Origin of the sequence: Streptomyces sp. ADI95-17 (assembly GCF_003846175.1) — a bacterium.
GTDB lineage: Bacteria > Actinomycetota > Actinomycetes > Streptomycetales > Streptomycetaceae > Streptomyces > Streptomyces sanglieri.
Genome location: NZ_ML123044.1, coordinates 1,599,499 through 1,614,157 on the forward strand (window position 1 = coordinate 1,599,499; position 14,659 = coordinate 1,614,157).

At 72.4% G+C, this 14,659-nt stretch carries 19 protein-coding genes and 1 pseudogene; 9 read left to right on the top strand and 11 right to left on the bottom strand.

The features are described from left to right. The coding region (locus EES42_RS46015) for an HAD-IC family P-type ATPase (RefSeq protein WP_241196263.1) at window positions 1–689 on the top strand (689 nt) is incomplete at its 5' end. On the opposite strand, the gene EES42_RS07220 is transcribed toward EES42_RS46015, so the two are convergent. The 3 genes from EES42_RS07220 to EES42_RS07230 all read right to left on the bottom strand — a co-directional run bounded on the left by EES42_RS07220 (window position 673) and on the right by EES42_RS07230 (window position 3,058). After that, entirely contained in the window at window positions 673–1,575 is a 903-nt protein-coding gene (locus EES42_RS07220; RefSeq protein ID WP_124717185.1) for a 5-oxoprolinase subunit C family protein, read from the bottom strand. The genes EES42_RS46015 and EES42_RS07220 overlap by 17 nt on opposite strands. Next, complete coding sequence (locus EES42_RS07225; RefSeq protein WP_241196300.1) at window positions 1,572–2,210, bottom strand: 5-oxoprolinase subunit B family protein; 639 nt, start codon at window positions 2,208–2,210, stop codon at window positions 1,572–1,574. The genes EES42_RS07220 and EES42_RS07225 overlap by 4 nt, the downstream gene beginning before the upstream one ends. Before the next feature lie 98 nt (window positions 2,211–2,308). Further along, entirely contained in the window at window positions 2,309–3,058 is a 750-nt protein-coding gene (locus tag EES42_RS07230) for a LamB/YcsF family protein (RefSeq protein ID WP_124717458.1), read from the bottom strand. Window positions 3,059–3,206: 148 nt separating this feature from the next. On the opposite strand from EES42_RS07230, the gene EES42_RS07235 reads away from it, so the two are divergent. Then, a complete protein-coding gene (locus tag EES42_RS07235; RefSeq protein ID WP_124717186.1) occupies window positions 3,207–3,878 on the top strand; it encodes an HD domain-containing protein in 672 nt (223 codons plus the stop codon). Between the two features lie 159 nt (window positions 3,879–4,037). Further along, window positions 4,038–5,270 carry a Cmx/CmrA family chloramphenicol efflux MFS transporter gene (locus EES42_RS07240; protein WP_124717460.1) on the top strand — a complete coding sequence of 411 codons (1,233 nt, stop codon included), beginning with the start codon at window positions 4,038–4,040 and terminating at the stop codon, window positions 5,268–5,270. Between the two features lie 76 nt (window positions 5,271–5,346). Here the strand turns inward: EES42_RS07240 and EES42_RS07245 are convergent, their stop codons facing one another. Continuing rightward, on the bottom strand, window positions 5,347–5,619 hold the full coding sequence (locus EES42_RS07245) for a DUF4031 domain-containing protein (RefSeq protein ID WP_124717187.1): 273 nt from the start codon (window positions 5,617–5,619) through the stop codon (window positions 5,347–5,349). Next, window positions 5,616–5,984 carry a hypothetical protein gene (locus EES42_RS07250; protein WP_124717188.1) on the bottom strand — a complete coding sequence of 123 codons (369 nt, stop codon included), beginning with the start codon at window positions 5,982–5,984 and terminating at the stop codon, window positions 5,616–5,618. The genes EES42_RS07245 and EES42_RS07250 overlap by 4 nt, the downstream gene beginning before the upstream one ends. 21 nt (window positions 5,985–6,005) lie before the next feature. Between EES42_RS07250 and EES42_RS44605 the strand changes: the two genes are divergently transcribed. The 4 genes from EES42_RS44605 (at window position 6,006) to EES42_RS07265 (ending at window position 9,743) form a co-directional block, all read left to right on the top strand. Continuing rightward, window positions 6,006–6,164: a hypothetical protein gene (locus EES42_RS44605; protein ID WP_164495175.1), complete on the top strand. Its 159-nt coding sequence runs from the start codon at window positions 6,006–6,008 to the stop codon at window positions 6,162–6,164. 55 nt (window positions 6,165–6,219) lie between these two features. Next, the gene (locus tag EES42_RS07255) at window positions 6,220–7,137 is read left to right on the top strand and encodes a MurR/RpiR family transcriptional regulator (protein WP_124717189.1); all 918 of its coding nucleotides are present in this window, start codon (window positions 6,220–6,222) and stop codon (window positions 7,135–7,137) included. Between the two features lie 71 nt (window positions 7,138–7,208). Next, a complete protein-coding gene (murQ, locus tag EES42_RS07260; RefSeq protein ID WP_124717190.1) occupies window positions 7,209–8,174 on the top strand; it encodes an N-acetylmuramic acid 6-phosphate etherase in 966 nt (321 codons plus the stop codon). Window positions 8,175–8,222: 48 nt separating this feature from the next. After that, window positions 8,223–9,743 carry a PTS transporter subunit EIIC gene (locus EES42_RS07265; protein WP_124717191.1) on the top strand — a complete coding sequence of 507 codons (1,521 nt, stop codon included), beginning with the start codon at window positions 8,223–8,225 and terminating at the stop codon, window positions 9,741–9,743. Window positions 9,744–9,806: 63 nt separating this feature from the next. Here the strand turns inward: EES42_RS07265 and EES42_RS07270 are convergent, their stop codons facing one another. From EES42_RS07270 to EES42_RS07280, 3 genes are all read right to left on the bottom strand, one after another. Then, window positions 9,807–10,412, bottom strand: a complete 606-nt coding sequence (locus tag EES42_RS07270) for a Uma2 family endonuclease (protein ID WP_124717192.1) — start codon at window positions 10,410–10,412, stop codon at window positions 9,807–9,809. A gap of 213 nt (window positions 10,413–10,625) precedes the next feature. Further along, window positions 10,626–10,859 (bottom strand): hypothetical protein, encoded by a 234-nt coding sequence (locus EES42_RS07275; RefSeq protein WP_124717193.1) that lies wholly within the window; start codon window positions 10,857–10,859, stop codon window positions 10,626–10,628. Then, window positions 10,849–11,100, bottom strand: a complete 252-nt coding sequence (locus EES42_RS07280; protein WP_124717461.1) for a hypothetical protein — start codon at window positions 11,098–11,100, stop codon at window positions 10,849–10,851. Before EES42_RS07280 ends, EES42_RS07275 begins: the two co-directional genes overlap by 11 nt. Before the next feature lie 110 nt (window positions 11,101–11,210). Between EES42_RS07280 and EES42_RS46020 the strand changes: the two are divergent. Then, a pseudogene (locus tag EES42_RS46020) lies at window positions 11,211–11,343 on the top strand (transcriptional regulator); the annotation flags it as partial. Between the two features lie 29 nt (window positions 11,344–11,372). Here EES42_RS46020 and EES42_RS07290 read toward each other — a convergent pair. From EES42_RS07290 to EES42_RS07300, 3 genes are read right to left on the bottom strand one after another with little or no spacing between them, the layout of a single operon-like run. Continuing rightward, window positions 11,373–11,891 (bottom strand): SMI1/KNR4 family protein, encoded by a 519-nt coding sequence (locus EES42_RS07290; protein WP_124717194.1) that lies wholly within the window; start codon window positions 11,889–11,891, stop codon window positions 11,373–11,375. A gap of 47 nt (window positions 11,892–11,938) precedes the next feature. Next, a complete protein-coding gene (locus tag EES42_RS07295) occupies window positions 11,939–12,298 on the bottom strand; it encodes a winged helix-turn-helix domain-containing protein (protein ID WP_124717195.1) in 360 nt (119 codons plus the stop codon). Continuing rightward, entirely contained in the window at window positions 12,295–12,765 is a 471-nt protein-coding gene (locus tag EES42_RS07300; RefSeq protein ID WP_124717196.1) for a hypothetical protein, read from the bottom strand. Before EES42_RS07300 ends, EES42_RS07295 begins: the two co-directional genes overlap by 4 nt. A 184-nt stretch (window positions 12,766–12,949) precedes the next feature. On the opposite strand from EES42_RS07300, the gene EES42_RS07305 reads away from it, so the two are divergent. Continuing rightward, window positions 12,950–14,563, top strand: a complete 1,614-nt coding sequence (locus EES42_RS07305; protein ID WP_124717197.1) for an adenosine deaminase family protein — start codon at window positions 12,950–12,952, stop codon at window positions 14,561–14,563. Window positions 14,564–14,659 lie beyond the last annotated feature (96 nt).

Consider the following 14,659-nt stretch of genomic DNA (forward strand, 5'->3'; position numbering starts at 1 on the left):
TTCTCGTCGGCCGCGAACAGCTCCTCGCCGAGTGGGAGATCCACCTCCCGGTGGAGCTGGCCCGGCGCAAGGCCGAGGCGGAGGCCGCCGGCCGGACGGCCATCGCGGTGGCCTGGGACGGCGAGGCACGGGCGGTGCTCGAAGTCGCCGACGCGGTGAAGGACACCAGCGCGGAGGCCATCGAGCGGCTGCGGGCCCTGGGGCTCACCCCGATCCTGCTCACCGGCGACAACCGGGCGGTGGCCGAGGCGGTCGCGGCCGAGGTCGGTATCGAGAAGGTGTACGCGGAGGTCATGCCGGAGGACAAGGTCGACGTCGTCAGGCGCCTCCAGGCGGAGGGCCGTTCGGTCGCCATGGTCGGTGACGGCGTCAACGACGCGGCCGCCCTCGCCCAGGCCGATCTGGGCCTGGCGATGGGGACCGGCACCGACGCCGCGATCGAGGCCGGTGACCTGACGCTGGTGCGCGGGGACCTGCGGGCCGCGGCGGACGCGATCCGGCTGTCGCGCAAGACCCTCGGCACCATCCGTACGAACCTGTTCTGGGCCTTCGCCTACAACGTGGCCGCTCTGCCGCTCGCCGCGGCCGGACTGCTCAACCCGATGATCGCGGGCGCCGCGATGGCGTTCTCGTCGGTCTTCGTGGTCGGCAACTCGCTGCGGCTGCGGGGCTTCAGGGCAGCGGCGTAGCACCTGTTCCCGACCTGCCCGCGTCTCGACCCGCACACACGAACCGCACCCGGGTTCCCGGCACCGCCTGTGCCGCCCCCGCGAGTGCGGTTTCGTGCACCACGCCGACGACCGGGTAACCCCCGGTCGTCGGATGGTCGTTGAGAAAGACCACCGGCCGCCCGTCCGGCGGCACCTGGACCGCGCCGAGCACCATCCCCTCGCTGGGCAGCTCGCCCTCGCGGGCCCGGTTCAGGGCCGGGCCCCGGGTGCGCAGCCCGATCCGGTTGCTGTGCGCCGAGACCCGGTACTCGGCCGTGGTGAGCGTGCGCAGCGCCTCGTCGGTGAACCAGGTGTGGCGGGGGCCGAGGTGCAGCGGGAGCACGAGTTCGGCGGGCGCGCCCGGCCAGGGCACGGCATCGGCGCCCGGGAGCCCTGCCGGGGCCTGTCCCAAGGGCAGTACGTCCCCGTCCCGCAGGGGGGCCGGGCCCAGCCCGGAGAGCAGGTCGGCCGATCTACTGCCCAGCACCGGTTCCGGCAGCAGGCCGCCGCCGAACGCCAGATAGCTGCGCAGGCCCCGGACCGCGGGCCCCGCGTCGAGCACCGCGCCGGCCGGTACCCGTACCGGAGTTCCCCAGGCCACCGGCCGCCCGTCGACGGTGACCCGGCAGGGTGCCCCGCCGACGACGGCGACAACGGGCCGGTCCGGGCGGACCGCGCAGCCGGTGACGGTCGTCTCCAGCACCGCCGCGTCCGCCCCGTTCCCGGCCAGCCGGTTGGCCAGCCGCCGGGCGGGGGCGTCCAGGGCGCCGGCCCTTGGCACCCCGAGGTGCGCCCAGCCGATGCGGCCGGCGTCCTGAACGGTGGTCAGCGCACCGGCCCGGACCACCTCGACGGCGCCGTTCACGACCGCACCTCCGCCGCGACGAAGCGCACCCGCACCCCGGGACTCAGCAGCGCGGCCGGTTCGCGGGCCGGGTTCCACAGCCCGCCCGGCTCGGGCATCCGCCCGATGAGCTGCCAGCCGCCGGGCGACGGGCGCGGGTACACCCCGGTGTACGCCCCGGCGAGCGCCAGCGCACCGGCCGGGACGCGGGTGCGCGGGGTCGCGCGGCGCGGCAGGTGCAGGTGCTCGGGGAGCCCGGTGAGGTAGCCGAAGCCGGGGGCGAATCCGCAGAAGGCCACCCGGAATTCGGTCCCGGCGTGGATTCGGGGCACTTCGGCGACGGTGACGCCCCAGGCCGCCGCGACGTCCGCGAGGTCCGGGCCGTCGTAGACCACCGGGATCTCGACGGTTTCCCCGGTGTCGCGGCGCAGCGCCGGTATCCGCCAGGAGGCGAGTTCACGGGCGAGCCGCGCACGGCCGTCCGGGGTGCGGTCCGCGATGCCGTCGAGGAGGACGGTCCGGGCACCGGGGACGATCTCGCGCACGGCGGGCAGTTCACCGAGCGCCCGGCGCCGCAGCAACTCGGCGTGGAACGCCTCGGCGTGCTCACCGCAGGACAGCTCGACGAGCAGCGCGCCGGGCCCGGCGGGGAGCACCTCGATGCCCGCGCCCGTGTGACCCCCCGAACCCGCACTCGCGCCCGCGCCCGCACTCGCGCCCATGCCCGTACCCGCGCCCGCGCCCGCGCCCGTGCTCATGCGAATGCCCGCACGGTCACGCCCGCCGCCTCCAGCGCCGCCCTGACCCTGCGCGCCAGTGCCGCCGCGCCCGGGGTGTCGCCGTGGACGCAGAGCGAGCGCGCCGCGACCGCTGTCCGGCTGCCGTCCGCGCCGAGGACGCCGCCGTCCACCGCCATCCCGACACTGCGGCGTACGACCTCGTCCGCGTCGTGCACCACCGCGCCGGGCTCGCCGCGCGGGACCAGCGTGCCCTCGGGCGTGTACGCGCGGTCGGCGAAGGCTTCCGTCACGGCGGTGAGGCCCGCGGCCCCGGCGTGGGCGAGCAGGCGCGACCCCGGGAGCCCGAGGACCGCGAGCTCCCCGCCGGCCAGCCGGACGCCCTCGATCACGGCGGCGGCCTGGTCGTCGTCCCAGACGGCGCGGTTGTAGAGGGCGCCGTGCGGTTTGACGTACGAGACCGCGGAACCGGCCGCCTCGGCGAACACCCGCAGAGCGCCGATCTGGTAGGCGACCTCGGCCGTCAGCTCGGCGGGCGGCACATCCATCGAGCGGCGCCCGAAGCCGGCCAGATCCCGGTAGGCGACCTGGGCGCCGATCCGTACGCCCCGGGCCGCCGCGGTGTCGCAGACCCGCCGCATCACGGAGGCGTCGCCCGCATGGAAGCCGCAGGCCACATTGGCGCTCGTGACACAGTCGAGCAGCGCGTCGTCATCGGTGAGGGTCCAGTGCCCGAACCCTTCACCAAGATCCGCGTTGAGATCCATCGGGGCCGTCCGGCCCTCCGGGTCCGTCGGATCCATCACATCCATCGTGTCCGTCACGGGCGCACGCTAGCGGATACCGCTCCTGCTCCCGTCCCCCCGAAGCGGCCGGATGCCTGAAACCCGGGGCCCGACGCCTTAACCTCGGGGCATGGACGACACGGCCCGGGCCCCTCGCAGCAGCACCGACGACGCTCTGCGCGACCGCTGGCGCGCCTGTCTCGTCGCCGCCCGGGGCGGCGCCGAGGACCCCGACCCGCTGCCGTACGCCGCCAATCTGCTGGCCCGCTGGGCGGAACCGCAGCGCAAGTACCACACCACCGCGCACCTGGTCGCGGTGCTCGATCACATCGACACGCTCGCCGAGTACGCGGCCGACCCGGACGCGGTGCGCCTCGCCGCCTGGTTCCACGACGCGGTGTACCGGCCCGACCGGTCCGAGAACGAGGAGCGCAGCGCGGCGCTGGCCGAGCGCGCCCTCCCGGAGGCCGGTGTGCCGGACGCCGTCACGGCCGAGGTCGCCCGTCTCGTACGGCTCACCGTCACCCACGACCCGGCGGCCGGCGACACCGACGGCGAGGTGCTCTGCGATGCGGACCTGGCCATCCTCGCGGCGTCCCCGAGGCAGTACGCGGCCTACGCGGCGCAGGTCCGCGAGGAGTACGGCTTCGTGCCCGACGACGCGTTCCGCGAGGGGCGGGCGACCGTGCTGCGCCAGCTGCTCGGGCTGCCCCGGCTGTTCCGTACGCCGTACGGGGCGGAGCACTGGGAGCCGCGCGCGCGGCAGAACCTGCTGACCGAGCTGGAGCTGCTCAGCCACTAGGACCGGCCACGGCCCGCGGCAGCGGGGAACGTGCGGCCGCGGAGAATGCGCGGCAGCCGGGCATGCGCGGCAGCGGGGAATGCACAGCAGCGGGGAATGCGCGGGCCTCGATCGCTGTTGGCAGCTGTCATGCCCGACTCTGCCGCTCGCCGCTCCCGCATGCCCCTTGCCGTGTACATCCTGGGTCTCTCGGTCTTCGCCCTGGGAACCAGCGAGTTCATGCTCTCCGGGCTGCTGCCGCCCCTCGCCGACGACATGAACGTGTCGATACCCCGCGCCGGACTTCTCATATCCGCCTTCGCGATCGGCATGGTGATCGGCGCCCCGCTGCTCGCCGTCGCCACGCTCCGGCTGCCCCGCCGCACCACGCTGATCACCCTGATCTCCGTCTTCGGCCTCGGTCAGGTCGCGGGCGCGCTGGCCCCGACGTACGAGGTGCTCTTCGCGTCCCGGGTGGTGAGCGCGTTCGCCTGTGCCGGGTTCTGGGCGGTGGGGGCGGCCGTCGCCATCGCGATGGTGCCGGTGAACTCACGGGCCCGTGCGATGGCCGTGATGATCGGCGGTCTGTCGATCGCCAATGTGCTGGGCGTGCCGCTGGGCGCGTTCCTCGGTGAGAACTTCGGCTGGCGGTCGGCGTTCTGGGCCGTGGGCGCGGCGTCCGCCGTGGCGCTGGTCGGGGTGGCGACGCTGATTCCGCGCATTCCGCTGCCGGAGCAGAAGCCCCGGCTCAAGCAGGAGATGAGCATCTACCGGGACCGCCAGGTGTGGCTGTCGATCGTGATCACGGCGCTCGCCGCGGGCGGTGTCTTCTGCGCGTTCAGCTATCTCGCCCCGCTGCTGACGGATGTCGCCGGGCTGGACTCGGGCTGGGTGCCGACGGTGCTCGCGCTGTTCGGGATCGGGGCGCTGGTCGGTACGACGATCGGCGGCCGGGTCGCGGACGCGCATCTCTTCGGGGTGCTGATGAGCGGTATCGCGGCCTCGACGGTCTTCCTGGCCGCGCTGGCCCTGTTCGCGTCGAGCCAGGTCGCGGCCGTCGGGCTGTCGTTCCTGCTGGGCCTGTCGGCGTTCTACACGGCCCCGGCGCTGAACGCCCGGATGTTCAATGTCGCGGGCGCCGCCCCGACGCTGGCCGGTGCGACGACCACCGCCGCGTTCAACCTGGGCAACACGAGCGGCCCCTGGCTGGGCGGCAAGGTGATCGACGCGGACCTCGGTTTCGCGGCGACCGCGTGGGCCGGGGCGGCGATGACGGTAGTGGCGCTGGTGGCCGTGGTGTTCTCGCTGCGGCTCCAGCGCAGCCGGACCACCTCGTCCCGGCTGGTGGCGGGTGCCCCGGCCGTGCCGTCGCAGGCCCCGGTGGAGGCGTGCGCCCCCTCGACGGGCGCCTGAGCGTCCTCACCCTGGTGCGGGCCGCGGGCGCCTGAGCGTCCTCACCCCGGTGCGGGCCGCGGGCGCCTGAGCGTCCTCACCCCGGTGCGGGCCGCCCCTTGGGCCGTCGCAGCCCCGCTTCCGTGATCCGGCGGACGAGCTCCTTCGAGCCGATCTGCCGGGCCCCGGCCCGCACCGCGTCCTCGTACCGCGTCTCCGGTACGTCGTAGTGGTCCCGCTCGAAGGCGCGCGGCGGGCAGCCGATGGACGCCGCGAAGGCATGCAGCTCCTCGAAGGAGACATCGCTGACCAGGTGCGACCAGAGCCGCCCGTGCCCCGGCCAGTCGGGCGGGTCGATGTAGAGCGTCACCGCCGCAGTATCCCGCTCAGCGAACCGACCGGCGCCACGGCCACCGCGGCCTTGCTGCACACCCAGTGCGGGTCCGTCCCCAGTTCGGGTTCCACGTCGAGGGCGTGCGGGTCGCCCGCGTCACAGACCGGGCAGAGCGGCCACCGCCCGTACCGTTCGAGCAGCGCGTCCTGCACGTCCTGGGCGACCAGGCCCACCACGAACGCGACACCGTCGGGCCACTGCTCGACCCACCAGCGGCGGTGCGTCACCGCGTCCTCGACCAGCGAGACGATCCCGGCCTCGGCGACGTCACCTGCGGCGAGATCTGCCATGACCAGCGCACGGGCCGTGTGCAGCGCCTGTTCCAAGGGGTTCATCTCCATGGGCCCATTGTCACCCGGCCCGTGAATACGCCTCGCGCGCTCGCGATCACCGTTTCCGCGCTGTCGGAGGTTTCCGCTTCCACGCTGTCGGGGGTTACCGCTTCCACGCTGTCGGGGGTTACCGCTTCCGCGCTGTCGCAGGTTTCCGCGCTGCCGGAGGCGGCGGCTGCGGACCGGTGAAGAAGGGGACCAAAGGGGGGTTGACGGCCAACCCGGTTGAAAATATCTTTCAAAGGTGACCCACGACCTGAAGGAAAGTTTCAACGCTGACTCCCCGCCCGCCCCGGCGGCCCTCGCGGCCAAGGTTCGTACGCTCGCGCCGTCCATGACCCGTTCCATGCAGCGCGTCGCCGAGGCCGTCGCCGGTGACCCGGCCGGCTGCGCAGCTCTGACGGTCACCGGTCTCGCCGAGCTCACCGGCACCAGCGAGGCGACCGTGGTCCGCACGGCCCGCCTGCTCGGCTACCCCGGCTATCGCGATCTGCGCCTGGCCCTCGCCGGTCTCGCCGCGCACCAGCAGTCCGGCCGGGCCCCTTCCGTCACGGCCGACATAGCGGTCGACGACCCGATCGCCGACGTGGTCGCCAAGCTGGCCTACGACGAGCAGCAGACCCTCGCCGACACCGCCGCCGGGCTCGACACCGTCCAGCTCGGTGCCGCCGTGGCCGCCGCCGCCACCGCCCGCCGCATCGACATCTACGGCGTGGGCGCCTCCTCCCTCGTCGGCCAGGACCTCGCGCAGAAGCTGGCCCGGATCGGCCTGATCTCGCACTCCCACACGGACCCGCACCTCGCGGTGACCAACGCCGTGCAGCTCCGCTCCGGCGATGTGGCCATCGCGATCACGCACTCCGGCTCCACGGTCGACGTGATCGAGCCGCTGCGGGTCGCCTTCGACCGCGGCGCGACGACGATCGCGATCACCGGCCGCCCCGACGGCCCGGTCACGCAGTACGCCGACCACGTACTGACCACGTCCACCGCCCGGGAGAGCGAGCTGCGGCCCGCCGCCATGTCGAGCCGTACGAGCCAGCTCCTCGTCGTCGACTGCCTGTTCATAGGCGTCGCGCAGCGTACGTACGAGACGGCCGCACCGGCCCTCGCCGCCTCTTACGAAGCGCTGGCCCACCGCCACACCCCGCGTCCCCGCTGACCGGCCCGCCGATCCGCGAACCCCCCGCACCCGCTGAACCGCACGAGACCGAGAAAGCAGAGCCGCCCTCCATGACCTCCACCACCGACGCCGACCACACCGCCTCCGACGGCTACGGGGAGCTGCGTGCCCAGCTCGCGACGCTCACCACCGAGGCGTTCCGGCCCGAGCTCGCCGAGATCGACCAGCTCGACACGATCGAGATCGCCCGCATCATGAACGGCGAGGACCAGTCCGTCCCGGCCGCCGTCGGCGCCCGGCTGCCCGAGATAGCCGCCGCCATCGACGGCACGGCGGAGCGCATGGCCCGCGGCGGCCGGCTGATCTACGCGGGCGCGGGCACCGCCGGCCGGCTCGGCGTGCTCGACGCCAGCGAGTGCCCGCCCACCTTCAACACCGACCCCTCCGAGGTCATCGGCCTGATCGCGGGCGGCCCGACCGCCATGGTCAAGGCCGTCGAGGGCGCCGAGGACAGCAAGGAGCTGGCCGCCGCCGACCTCGACGCCCTGGACCTGACGGCCGACGACACCGTGGTCGGCATCTCCGCGTCCGGCCGCACGCCGTACGCCATCGGGGCCGTCGAGCACGCCCGGAGCAAGGGAGCGCTGACCATCGGCCTGTCCTGCAACGCGGACTCCGCGCTGGGCGCCGCGGCGGAGCACGGCATCGAGGTCGTCGTCGGCCCGGAGCTGCTCACCGGCTCCACCCGGCTCAAGGCGGGCACGGCCCAGAAGCTCGTCCTCAACATGCTCTCGACGATCACGATGATCCGGCTCGGCAAGACGTACGGGAATCTGATGGTCGACGTCCGCGCTTCCAACGAGAAGCTGCGCGCCCGCTCCCGCCGGATCGTCTCGCTCGCCACCGGCGCCTCCGACGAGGAGATCGAGGCCGCCCTCGCCGCGACCGACGGCGAGGTGAAGAACGCCATCCTCACCATCCTCGGCCAGGTCGACGGCCCCACCGCCGCCGCCCTGCTGGCCGCGTCCGACGGCCACCTCCGCGCCGCCCTCGCCGCCGCCCCCCGCACCACCTGACCCACCGGCTCCACCTCCGCACCCCCGCACAGCAAGGCACCACGCACCATGGCAACAGAAGACAAGAACCGCGCCACCGCCGCCGCGATCCTTCCGCTCGTCGGTGGCGCCGCGAACGTCAGCTCCATCGCCCACTGCATGACCCGGCTCCGGCTGGGTCTGCACGACCGCTCACTCGTCGACGACGAGGCCCTGAAGGCGGTCCCCGCCGTCATGGGTGTGGTCGAGGACGACACGTACCAGATCGTCCTCGGCCCGGGCACCGTCGCCCGGGTCACGCCGGAGTTCGAGCAGCTGGTGGAGGAGGGCAGGGCGGCGGCTCCCGAACCGGGCGAAGCCGCACCCTCCGTCTCGGCGGAGGAACTGGCCGCCCAGGGCGCCGCGATGAAGGCGGCCCGGAAGGCGAAGAACGCCACCCCGTTCAAGCTGTTCCTGCGCCGGATCGCCAACATCTTCGTCCCGCTGATCCCGGCGCTCATCGGCTGCGGCATCATCGCCGGCCTCAACGGCCTGCTGGTGAACCTGGGCTGGCTGACCTCGGTCACCCCCGCCCTGGCCGCGATGGCGTCCGGGTTCATGGCGCTGATCGCCGTCTTCGTCGGCTACAACACGGCGAAGGAGTTCGGCGGTACGCCGATCCTGGGCGGTGCGGTCGCCGCGATCATCGTCTTCCCGGGCGTCGCGAACATCGAGGCGTTCGGCCAGAAGCTCTCCCCCGGACAGGGCGGTGTGCTGGGCGCGCTCGGTGCGGCGGTGCTCGCGGTGTACGTGGAGAAGTGGTGCCGCCGCTGGGTGCCCGAGGCGCTGGACGTGCTGGTCACCCCGACCCTCACGGTCCTGGTCTCCGGCCTGGTGACGATCTTCGGCCTGATGTACGTGGCCGGCGAGATCTCCACCGCCATCGGTACGTTCGCCGACTGGCTGCTCTCCAACGGCGGCGCGGGCGCGGGCTTCGTGCTCGGCGGTCTCTTCCTGCCCCTGGTGATGCTGGGCCTGCACCAGGCGCTCATCCCGATCCACACCACTCTGATCGAGCAGCAGGGCTACACCGTGCTGCTCCCGATCCTCGCGATGGCGGGCGCCGGCCAGGTCGGCGCGGCCGCGGCGGTCTACTTCCGCCTCCCGCGCAACGAGTCGATCCGCCGCACCATCAAGTCCGCCCTCCCGGCCGGCCTGCTGGGCGTCGGCGAACCGCTGATCTACGGCGTCAGCCTCCCGCTCGGCCGACCGTTCATCACGGCGTGCGTGGGCGGCGCGTTCGGCGGCGGCTTCATCGGCCTGTTCAACCAGCTCGGTGACAAGGTCGGCTCCACGGCCATCGGCCCGTCCGGCTGGGCGCTGTTCCCCCTGCTCGACGGCAACCACGGCCTGGGCACCACGGCCGCGATCTACGCGGGCGGCCTGCTGGTCGGCTACTTCGCCGGATTCCTCGCGACGTACTTCTTCGGCTTCAGCAAGGACCTGCTGACGGAGTTCAACGTCTCCCAGGAACCCGCCGAATCCACGGTCGCGGCAACGGGCGGCCCGTCGACGCCCGACGCCCCCGCGAAGGAACCGGCCGGGGTCTGATCCGGCCCGCGGACATGACCGAGGGCGGCACCCGACCCGGGTGTCGCCCTCATCCGCGTCCGCTCAGACCGGGAACTCATCGGTGAGCAGCGTCGTACCGAACGGCTCGGGCAGGGTGAGCGGCTTTCCGAACGGCACCGGGTCGGAGTGCTTGTACGTCCCGTCCTCATTGGGCTCCGTGAACAGCGTGGCCATCGCCCCGCGCGTGTCGAACCGGTCGATCAGCAGATACATCGGCACGCCGGCGCGGGCATAGGCGCGGTACTTCTTCGTCCGGTCGTCCCGGGCATTGCCCTTCGAGGTGACCTCGACGATGAGCAGCGCGTCCGCCGCGTCCATGGGGGCACTGGTCTCCGAGTCGGCGGCCATGACCAGCTCGCGCTCCATGACGACCAGGTCGGGGACGTAGAGCTTGTCGAGAGGCACGACATGCACACCGAGGGTCTGGTAGACGCCCACCCCTGCGGGGCGTACCCGGTACAGGCAGTCCTGCACCAATTCGGCGATGCCGTTGTGATGCGCATGAGGCGGAGGTACCAAGACGATCTGCCCTTCGTCGATCTCGGCGCGCCACCCCTCGGGCACGTCCAGTTCACGCCACGTCTGCAGCAGGTAATCCCACGGGCGGCCCTCAGAGGTCTGGTCGTTCTCGACCATCGCGGCAGTCATCGCGAGTCCCTTCTCCTGTGGCCTGTCAGAGGAGCGTAGATCGACGGTTCCGCGGCGGTTCGCCGCTCCCACCAGCGTCCCACGATCGTGTGAGAAAGGCAGCGACCCTCCGCCGACGGCCGGCCTCATCGCCCCGATCGAAGGGCGGCACCCGACCCGGGTGTCGCCCTTCCGTGTATCCAAAGCCGGGTCACACCCGGCGCAACAACGCCTTCACGGCAGCCTCCCCTCCCTGTTGACCTCCCGGACCCGGGCCCGCAACACCTCCCCCAGCGGTGCCGGGCGCACCGACTCCGGCGGGCAGTCCCACTCCGCCCCACCACCCGGTGCCCGCAGCTGTACGTACGGTCCGACGCGCCCCATCACGCGTCCCACCCGCCCGTCCCGGGTGTCCACCGCGAACGAACCCGGCTCCGGCGCGCTCGACTCGCGCCCTTCACCGTTCATGACCGGCCAGTCCCTGCGCCTCCAGCACCACGCTCAACCGCAGCGCCGTGTCGAGATTGCACCGTCCGAGGTCCACCAGTGGTGTCACCGGGTCGTTCCCCGCACATGACACCGGGTCGATCCGCAGCGATGGGAGCGTGATCCCGACACCCGAGAACCCCTCCTTCAACCGCGTCACCGCGTCCTCCGCTGCCCGCACTCTGCCCTCCGCCGTCCTGCGCCGTTCCTTGATCGTCATGATCCATTCCTTTCCACGCTGAGTAATGACAATGCATACCCAGCGTGTCCAACGCGTCTCCAACCTGGAAGAGGGCAGAACCAACAACCGCACATGTGTCACAGGGAGTTGTCATGCCGGGTCCCAAGAAGCTCGATCCCTCCTCCTCTCCACGCGCACTGCCCGGTGCGGAACTCCGTCACCGGAGGGGGCGCGGGCTTGTCTCAGGAGGAGCTGGGCCGGCCGCTGTTCGTGAGCGGATCATTCACGCGCAGGACGTCCGACAACCGGTCTCGCTACCAGGGTTTGCCGTCGGCCCAGTGCTTCACCCAGGCGGCGAAACCGGATCCGTCCCCGGAGAAGGGGTAGGCCCCCTCGCCGCTGATCCACCAGATGTGCCCGCGCTGCGGGCCGGTGACGATCAGGTGCCAGTACATGCCGCACCCATCGGTGCCGAGCACGATCGAGCCATGGTCGAAGATGGAGCCGGGAACACCTTCGTCCGGGTCCAGGTCCTCGTCCGTGTCCCATATCCACGCCTTCGTGAGCGGGAACGGCAGGGCGAGCTGTCGTTCGTCGCGGCCGTCGCCCCAGTCGCGGGGCAGCTCGGCGAGCGGTATGAGGCCGTACTCCGGCGGGCCCTGCTCGCAGCCGTCGGACATCTCCGCCACGCACGTGCGGTACGGCTCCGGCAGCACGATGCCGTGCTGGGCCTCGAAGGCCCGAACCGCGTCCCAGCCGAGCGGGGACGCCCCGCTCCTGAACGTGCTGCGGAGCAGGGCCAGTTCCGCCGGATCGGTCTGATCGGTATTCATGGAGAACAGATACCAGCCGGCACTGACAGCAGGAGGAGCATCAACGCTCAGGAGTCCGTCGCGCCGGGCGGGGCCTCCCCCGCTTCTGCGCCCGCCTTCCGGGCCGTGGCGGCGATGCCCTGGAGTGCCGCGATGTGCAGCGCCAGGGCCTGCCGCCCGGCCGGGGTGAGCGACAGCCAGGTCCGGGGACGCTTGCCGACGTAACCCTTGCGGACGGCGAGGTATCCGATCGCCTCCAGGGCGGAGGCGATCTTGCTCAGCATCGAGTCGGACACCTGGCAGCCACCGCGCACCGCGGCGAACTCCGCTTCGTCACAGGCCGAGAGGAACGCGACGACCGCCAGCCGGGTGGGGTGGTTGATCGCCGGGTCGATCGCGGGCTCGTCCGGTACCAGGGCGGCGGTCATCCGGCCGCCCGGAGCTTCTGCTTGATCTTCGCGTTCCGGATGACGAACACCGTCCAGGCGCCGATCCCCAGCACGGCGAACAGCGCGACCTTGGCGACCGCGTGATCGGCCCCGAACTGCCGGCACAGCCCGTACGCCGCACCCCCCGCGGCGAGGACGGTCACGAGGGGAACCGCGGCCCGGCGCAGGCGGGCGGACCAGGGCAATGTCACCATCACGCCCGTCCTTCGCCTGGCGAGGTTGACGAGCGCCACCATCACGGCCAGGCCCGCGAGCGCGACCAGCAGGGACAGGAACACCGCCCAGCCGCCCCGCTCCTGGGCCCAGACGTCGACGAGGGCGGGAACGATCCCCGCGACGGCCGCCGCCGGGCCGTACCAGGCGGGAGTCAGCCCGGCCGTGAGGCGGGCCCGCTCCCTGGACGCCTCGATGCCCTGCAGAGCCTCGGCTGCCAGATCGGCGTCCATGTGTGTTCCTCCCGGAATGCTCAAAACTTCACCACCGCGTATGCGGCCCGCCCGCCCATCCTGACATTTACTTTCCCGAAAGGAAAGTACTTTCCCCCCACCCTTCCACCCGATCGTGTAGACGTTTCAGGCCATATATGCGATTTAGGTGAGGAGCGGCCCCGCCGGACGCCATCATTCGGCGGTGATCTCAACATTCCGGACGGCCCACCGTCCCAAGTCACTGCGCACGGCCGGGTTCGGCGCACTCGCCGTACTGACTCTGCTCCCGGCGATCCCGGCCGCCGCCGCCTCCACCGCGAAGGACCCGGCGCCGCGGCCCGCAGCGCAGGCGCTGCACCGCCCCACGACCCCGGCCGAGGCCAGGACCTCCGCACGCCTCGCCTCGTTGCAGGGCCGGCCGGAGCGGCTGAAGGCGTTCTTCAAGGCCCTGCCCAAGGGGGGTGACCTGCACAACCACCTGTCGGGTGCGGTCACCACCGAGTACCTGATCCAGCTCGCCGCCGAGGGCGGGCTGTGCATCGACGCGACGGACACCGCCGTGGCTCCGCCGTGCGGACCGGGCACGAGGCCGGCCGCCGACGCGCAGCACGACGCCGCGTTCCGCCAGCGGATCATCCGGGCCTGGTCCATGCAGGACTTCCCGGCCGACCAGTCCGGGCACGACCACTTCTTCGACACGTTCGGCAAGTTCGGCATGGCCACCTGGTACACCCGCGGCAAGATGCTCGCGAACGTGGCCAACACCGTGGTCGAGCAGAACCAGTTCTACCTGGAGACCCTGGTCACCCCCGCTTCGGACGCCAGCAGGGCGCTCGCCGACAAGGTGGGCTACGACGCCGACCTGGCCGCCCTGCACCGCAAGCTCGTGGCCGGTGGCCAGCTCGACCGGGTGGTGGACGAGGCGGTCAAGGAGGCCGACGACACCGACGTACAGTTCCGGGCGGCCGCGCACTGCGACACGCCCCGCCCCGACCCGGGCTGCAAGCTCCCCGTCAGGTGGATCTCCCAGGTGTCCCGGGGCAGCTCCCCGGTACGGGTGTTCACGCAGATGGCGGTCGGCATGCGGCTGGCCGAGCGCGACCCGAGGTTCCTCGCGGTCAACCTCGTACAGCCGGAGGACGGCGAGAGCGCGCTGGCCAACTACAGCCTCCAGATGCGGATGCTGAAGTACCTGCGCGGCCAGTACCCGGACTCCCACCTCACCCTGCACGCCGGTGAGCTGGCCCCCGGCCTGGTCAAGCCGGAGGACCTGACCTTCCACATCCGCGAGGCCGTCCTCGTCGCCGGCGCCGAGCGCATCGGCCACGGCGTGGACCTGGTCCACGAGAACGACTGGCGGCAGCTGGCCCGCACGATGGCGCGGCGCAACGTGGCCGTCGAGGTGCCGTTCTCCAGCAACAAGCAGATCCTCGGCATCGCGGGCAACGACCACCCGTTCAACGCCTACCGCCGTTACGGCGTCCCGATCGTGCTGGCCACCGACGACCCGGGCGTCTCCCGGATCGACATCAGCCACGAGTACCAGTACGCGGCCAAGACGTACGGGCTCAGCTACACCGAGCTGAAGGACCTGGCCCGCGCCTCGCTGGAGTACGCCTTCCGCGACGGCCGCAGCCTGTGGGCCACCGGCTCCGCCCGGTCCGGCTACCGCCCGGTCTCCGCCTGCCAGGGCAACCAGCCGGGCACCGACCACCCGAGCACGCGCTGCGCCCGCTACCTCGCCGGCAACCCGAAGGCGGCGACCGAGTGGCGTCAGGAGGCGGCCTTCGCCGTCTTCGAGCGCAACAACCGCTGACCCGAACACCCCGGGCCGGGTGCGGGGCTTGAGCCCCGGGCCCGGCCGCACCCTCCGTACCGGCGCCACTCGCCGCCCCCGCCCGGCCGCACCCTC

Coding starts and splice junctions, on each gene's coding strand:
- EES42_RS07230 (WP_124717458.1), bottom strand. CDS start 3,058: ATGGATCTCAACGCGGATCTTGGTGAAGGGTTCGGGCACTGGACCCTC.
- EES42_RS07235 (WP_124717186.1), top strand. CDS start 3,207: ATGGACGACACGGCCCGGGCCCCTCGCAGCAGCACCGACGACGCTCTG.
- EES42_RS07240 (WP_124717460.1), top strand. CDS start 4,038: ATGCCCCTTGCCGTGTACATCCTGGGTCTCTCGGTCTTCGCCCTGGGA.
- EES42_RS07250 (WP_124717188.1), bottom strand. CDS start 5,984: ATGGAGATGAACCCCTTGGAACAGGCGCTGCACACGGCCCGTGCGCTG.
- murQ (WP_124717190.1), top strand. CDS start 7,209: ATGACCTCCACCACCGACGCCGACCACACCGCCTCCGACGGCTACGGG.
- EES42_RS07265 (WP_124717191.1), top strand. CDS start 8,223: ATGGCAACAGAAGACAAGAACCGCGCCACCGCCGCCGCGATCCTTCCG.
- EES42_RS07270 (WP_124717192.1), bottom strand. CDS start 10,412: ATGACTGCCGCGATGGTCGAGAACGACCAGACCTCTGAGGGCCGCCCG.
- EES42_RS07275 (WP_124717193.1), bottom strand. CDS start 10,859: ATGAACGGTGAAGGGCGCGAGTCGAGCGCGCCGGAGCCGGGTTCGTTC.
- EES42_RS07290 (WP_124717194.1), bottom strand. CDS start 11,891: ATGAATACCGATCAGACCGATCCGGCGGAACTGGCCCTGCTCCGCAGC.
- EES42_RS07295 (WP_124717195.1), bottom strand. CDS start 12,298: ATGACCGCCGCCCTGGTACCGGACGAGCCCGCGATCGACCCGGCGATC.
- EES42_RS07300 (WP_124717196.1), bottom strand. CDS start 12,765: ATGGACGCCGATCTGGCAGCCGAGGCTCTGCAGGGCATCGAGGCGTCC.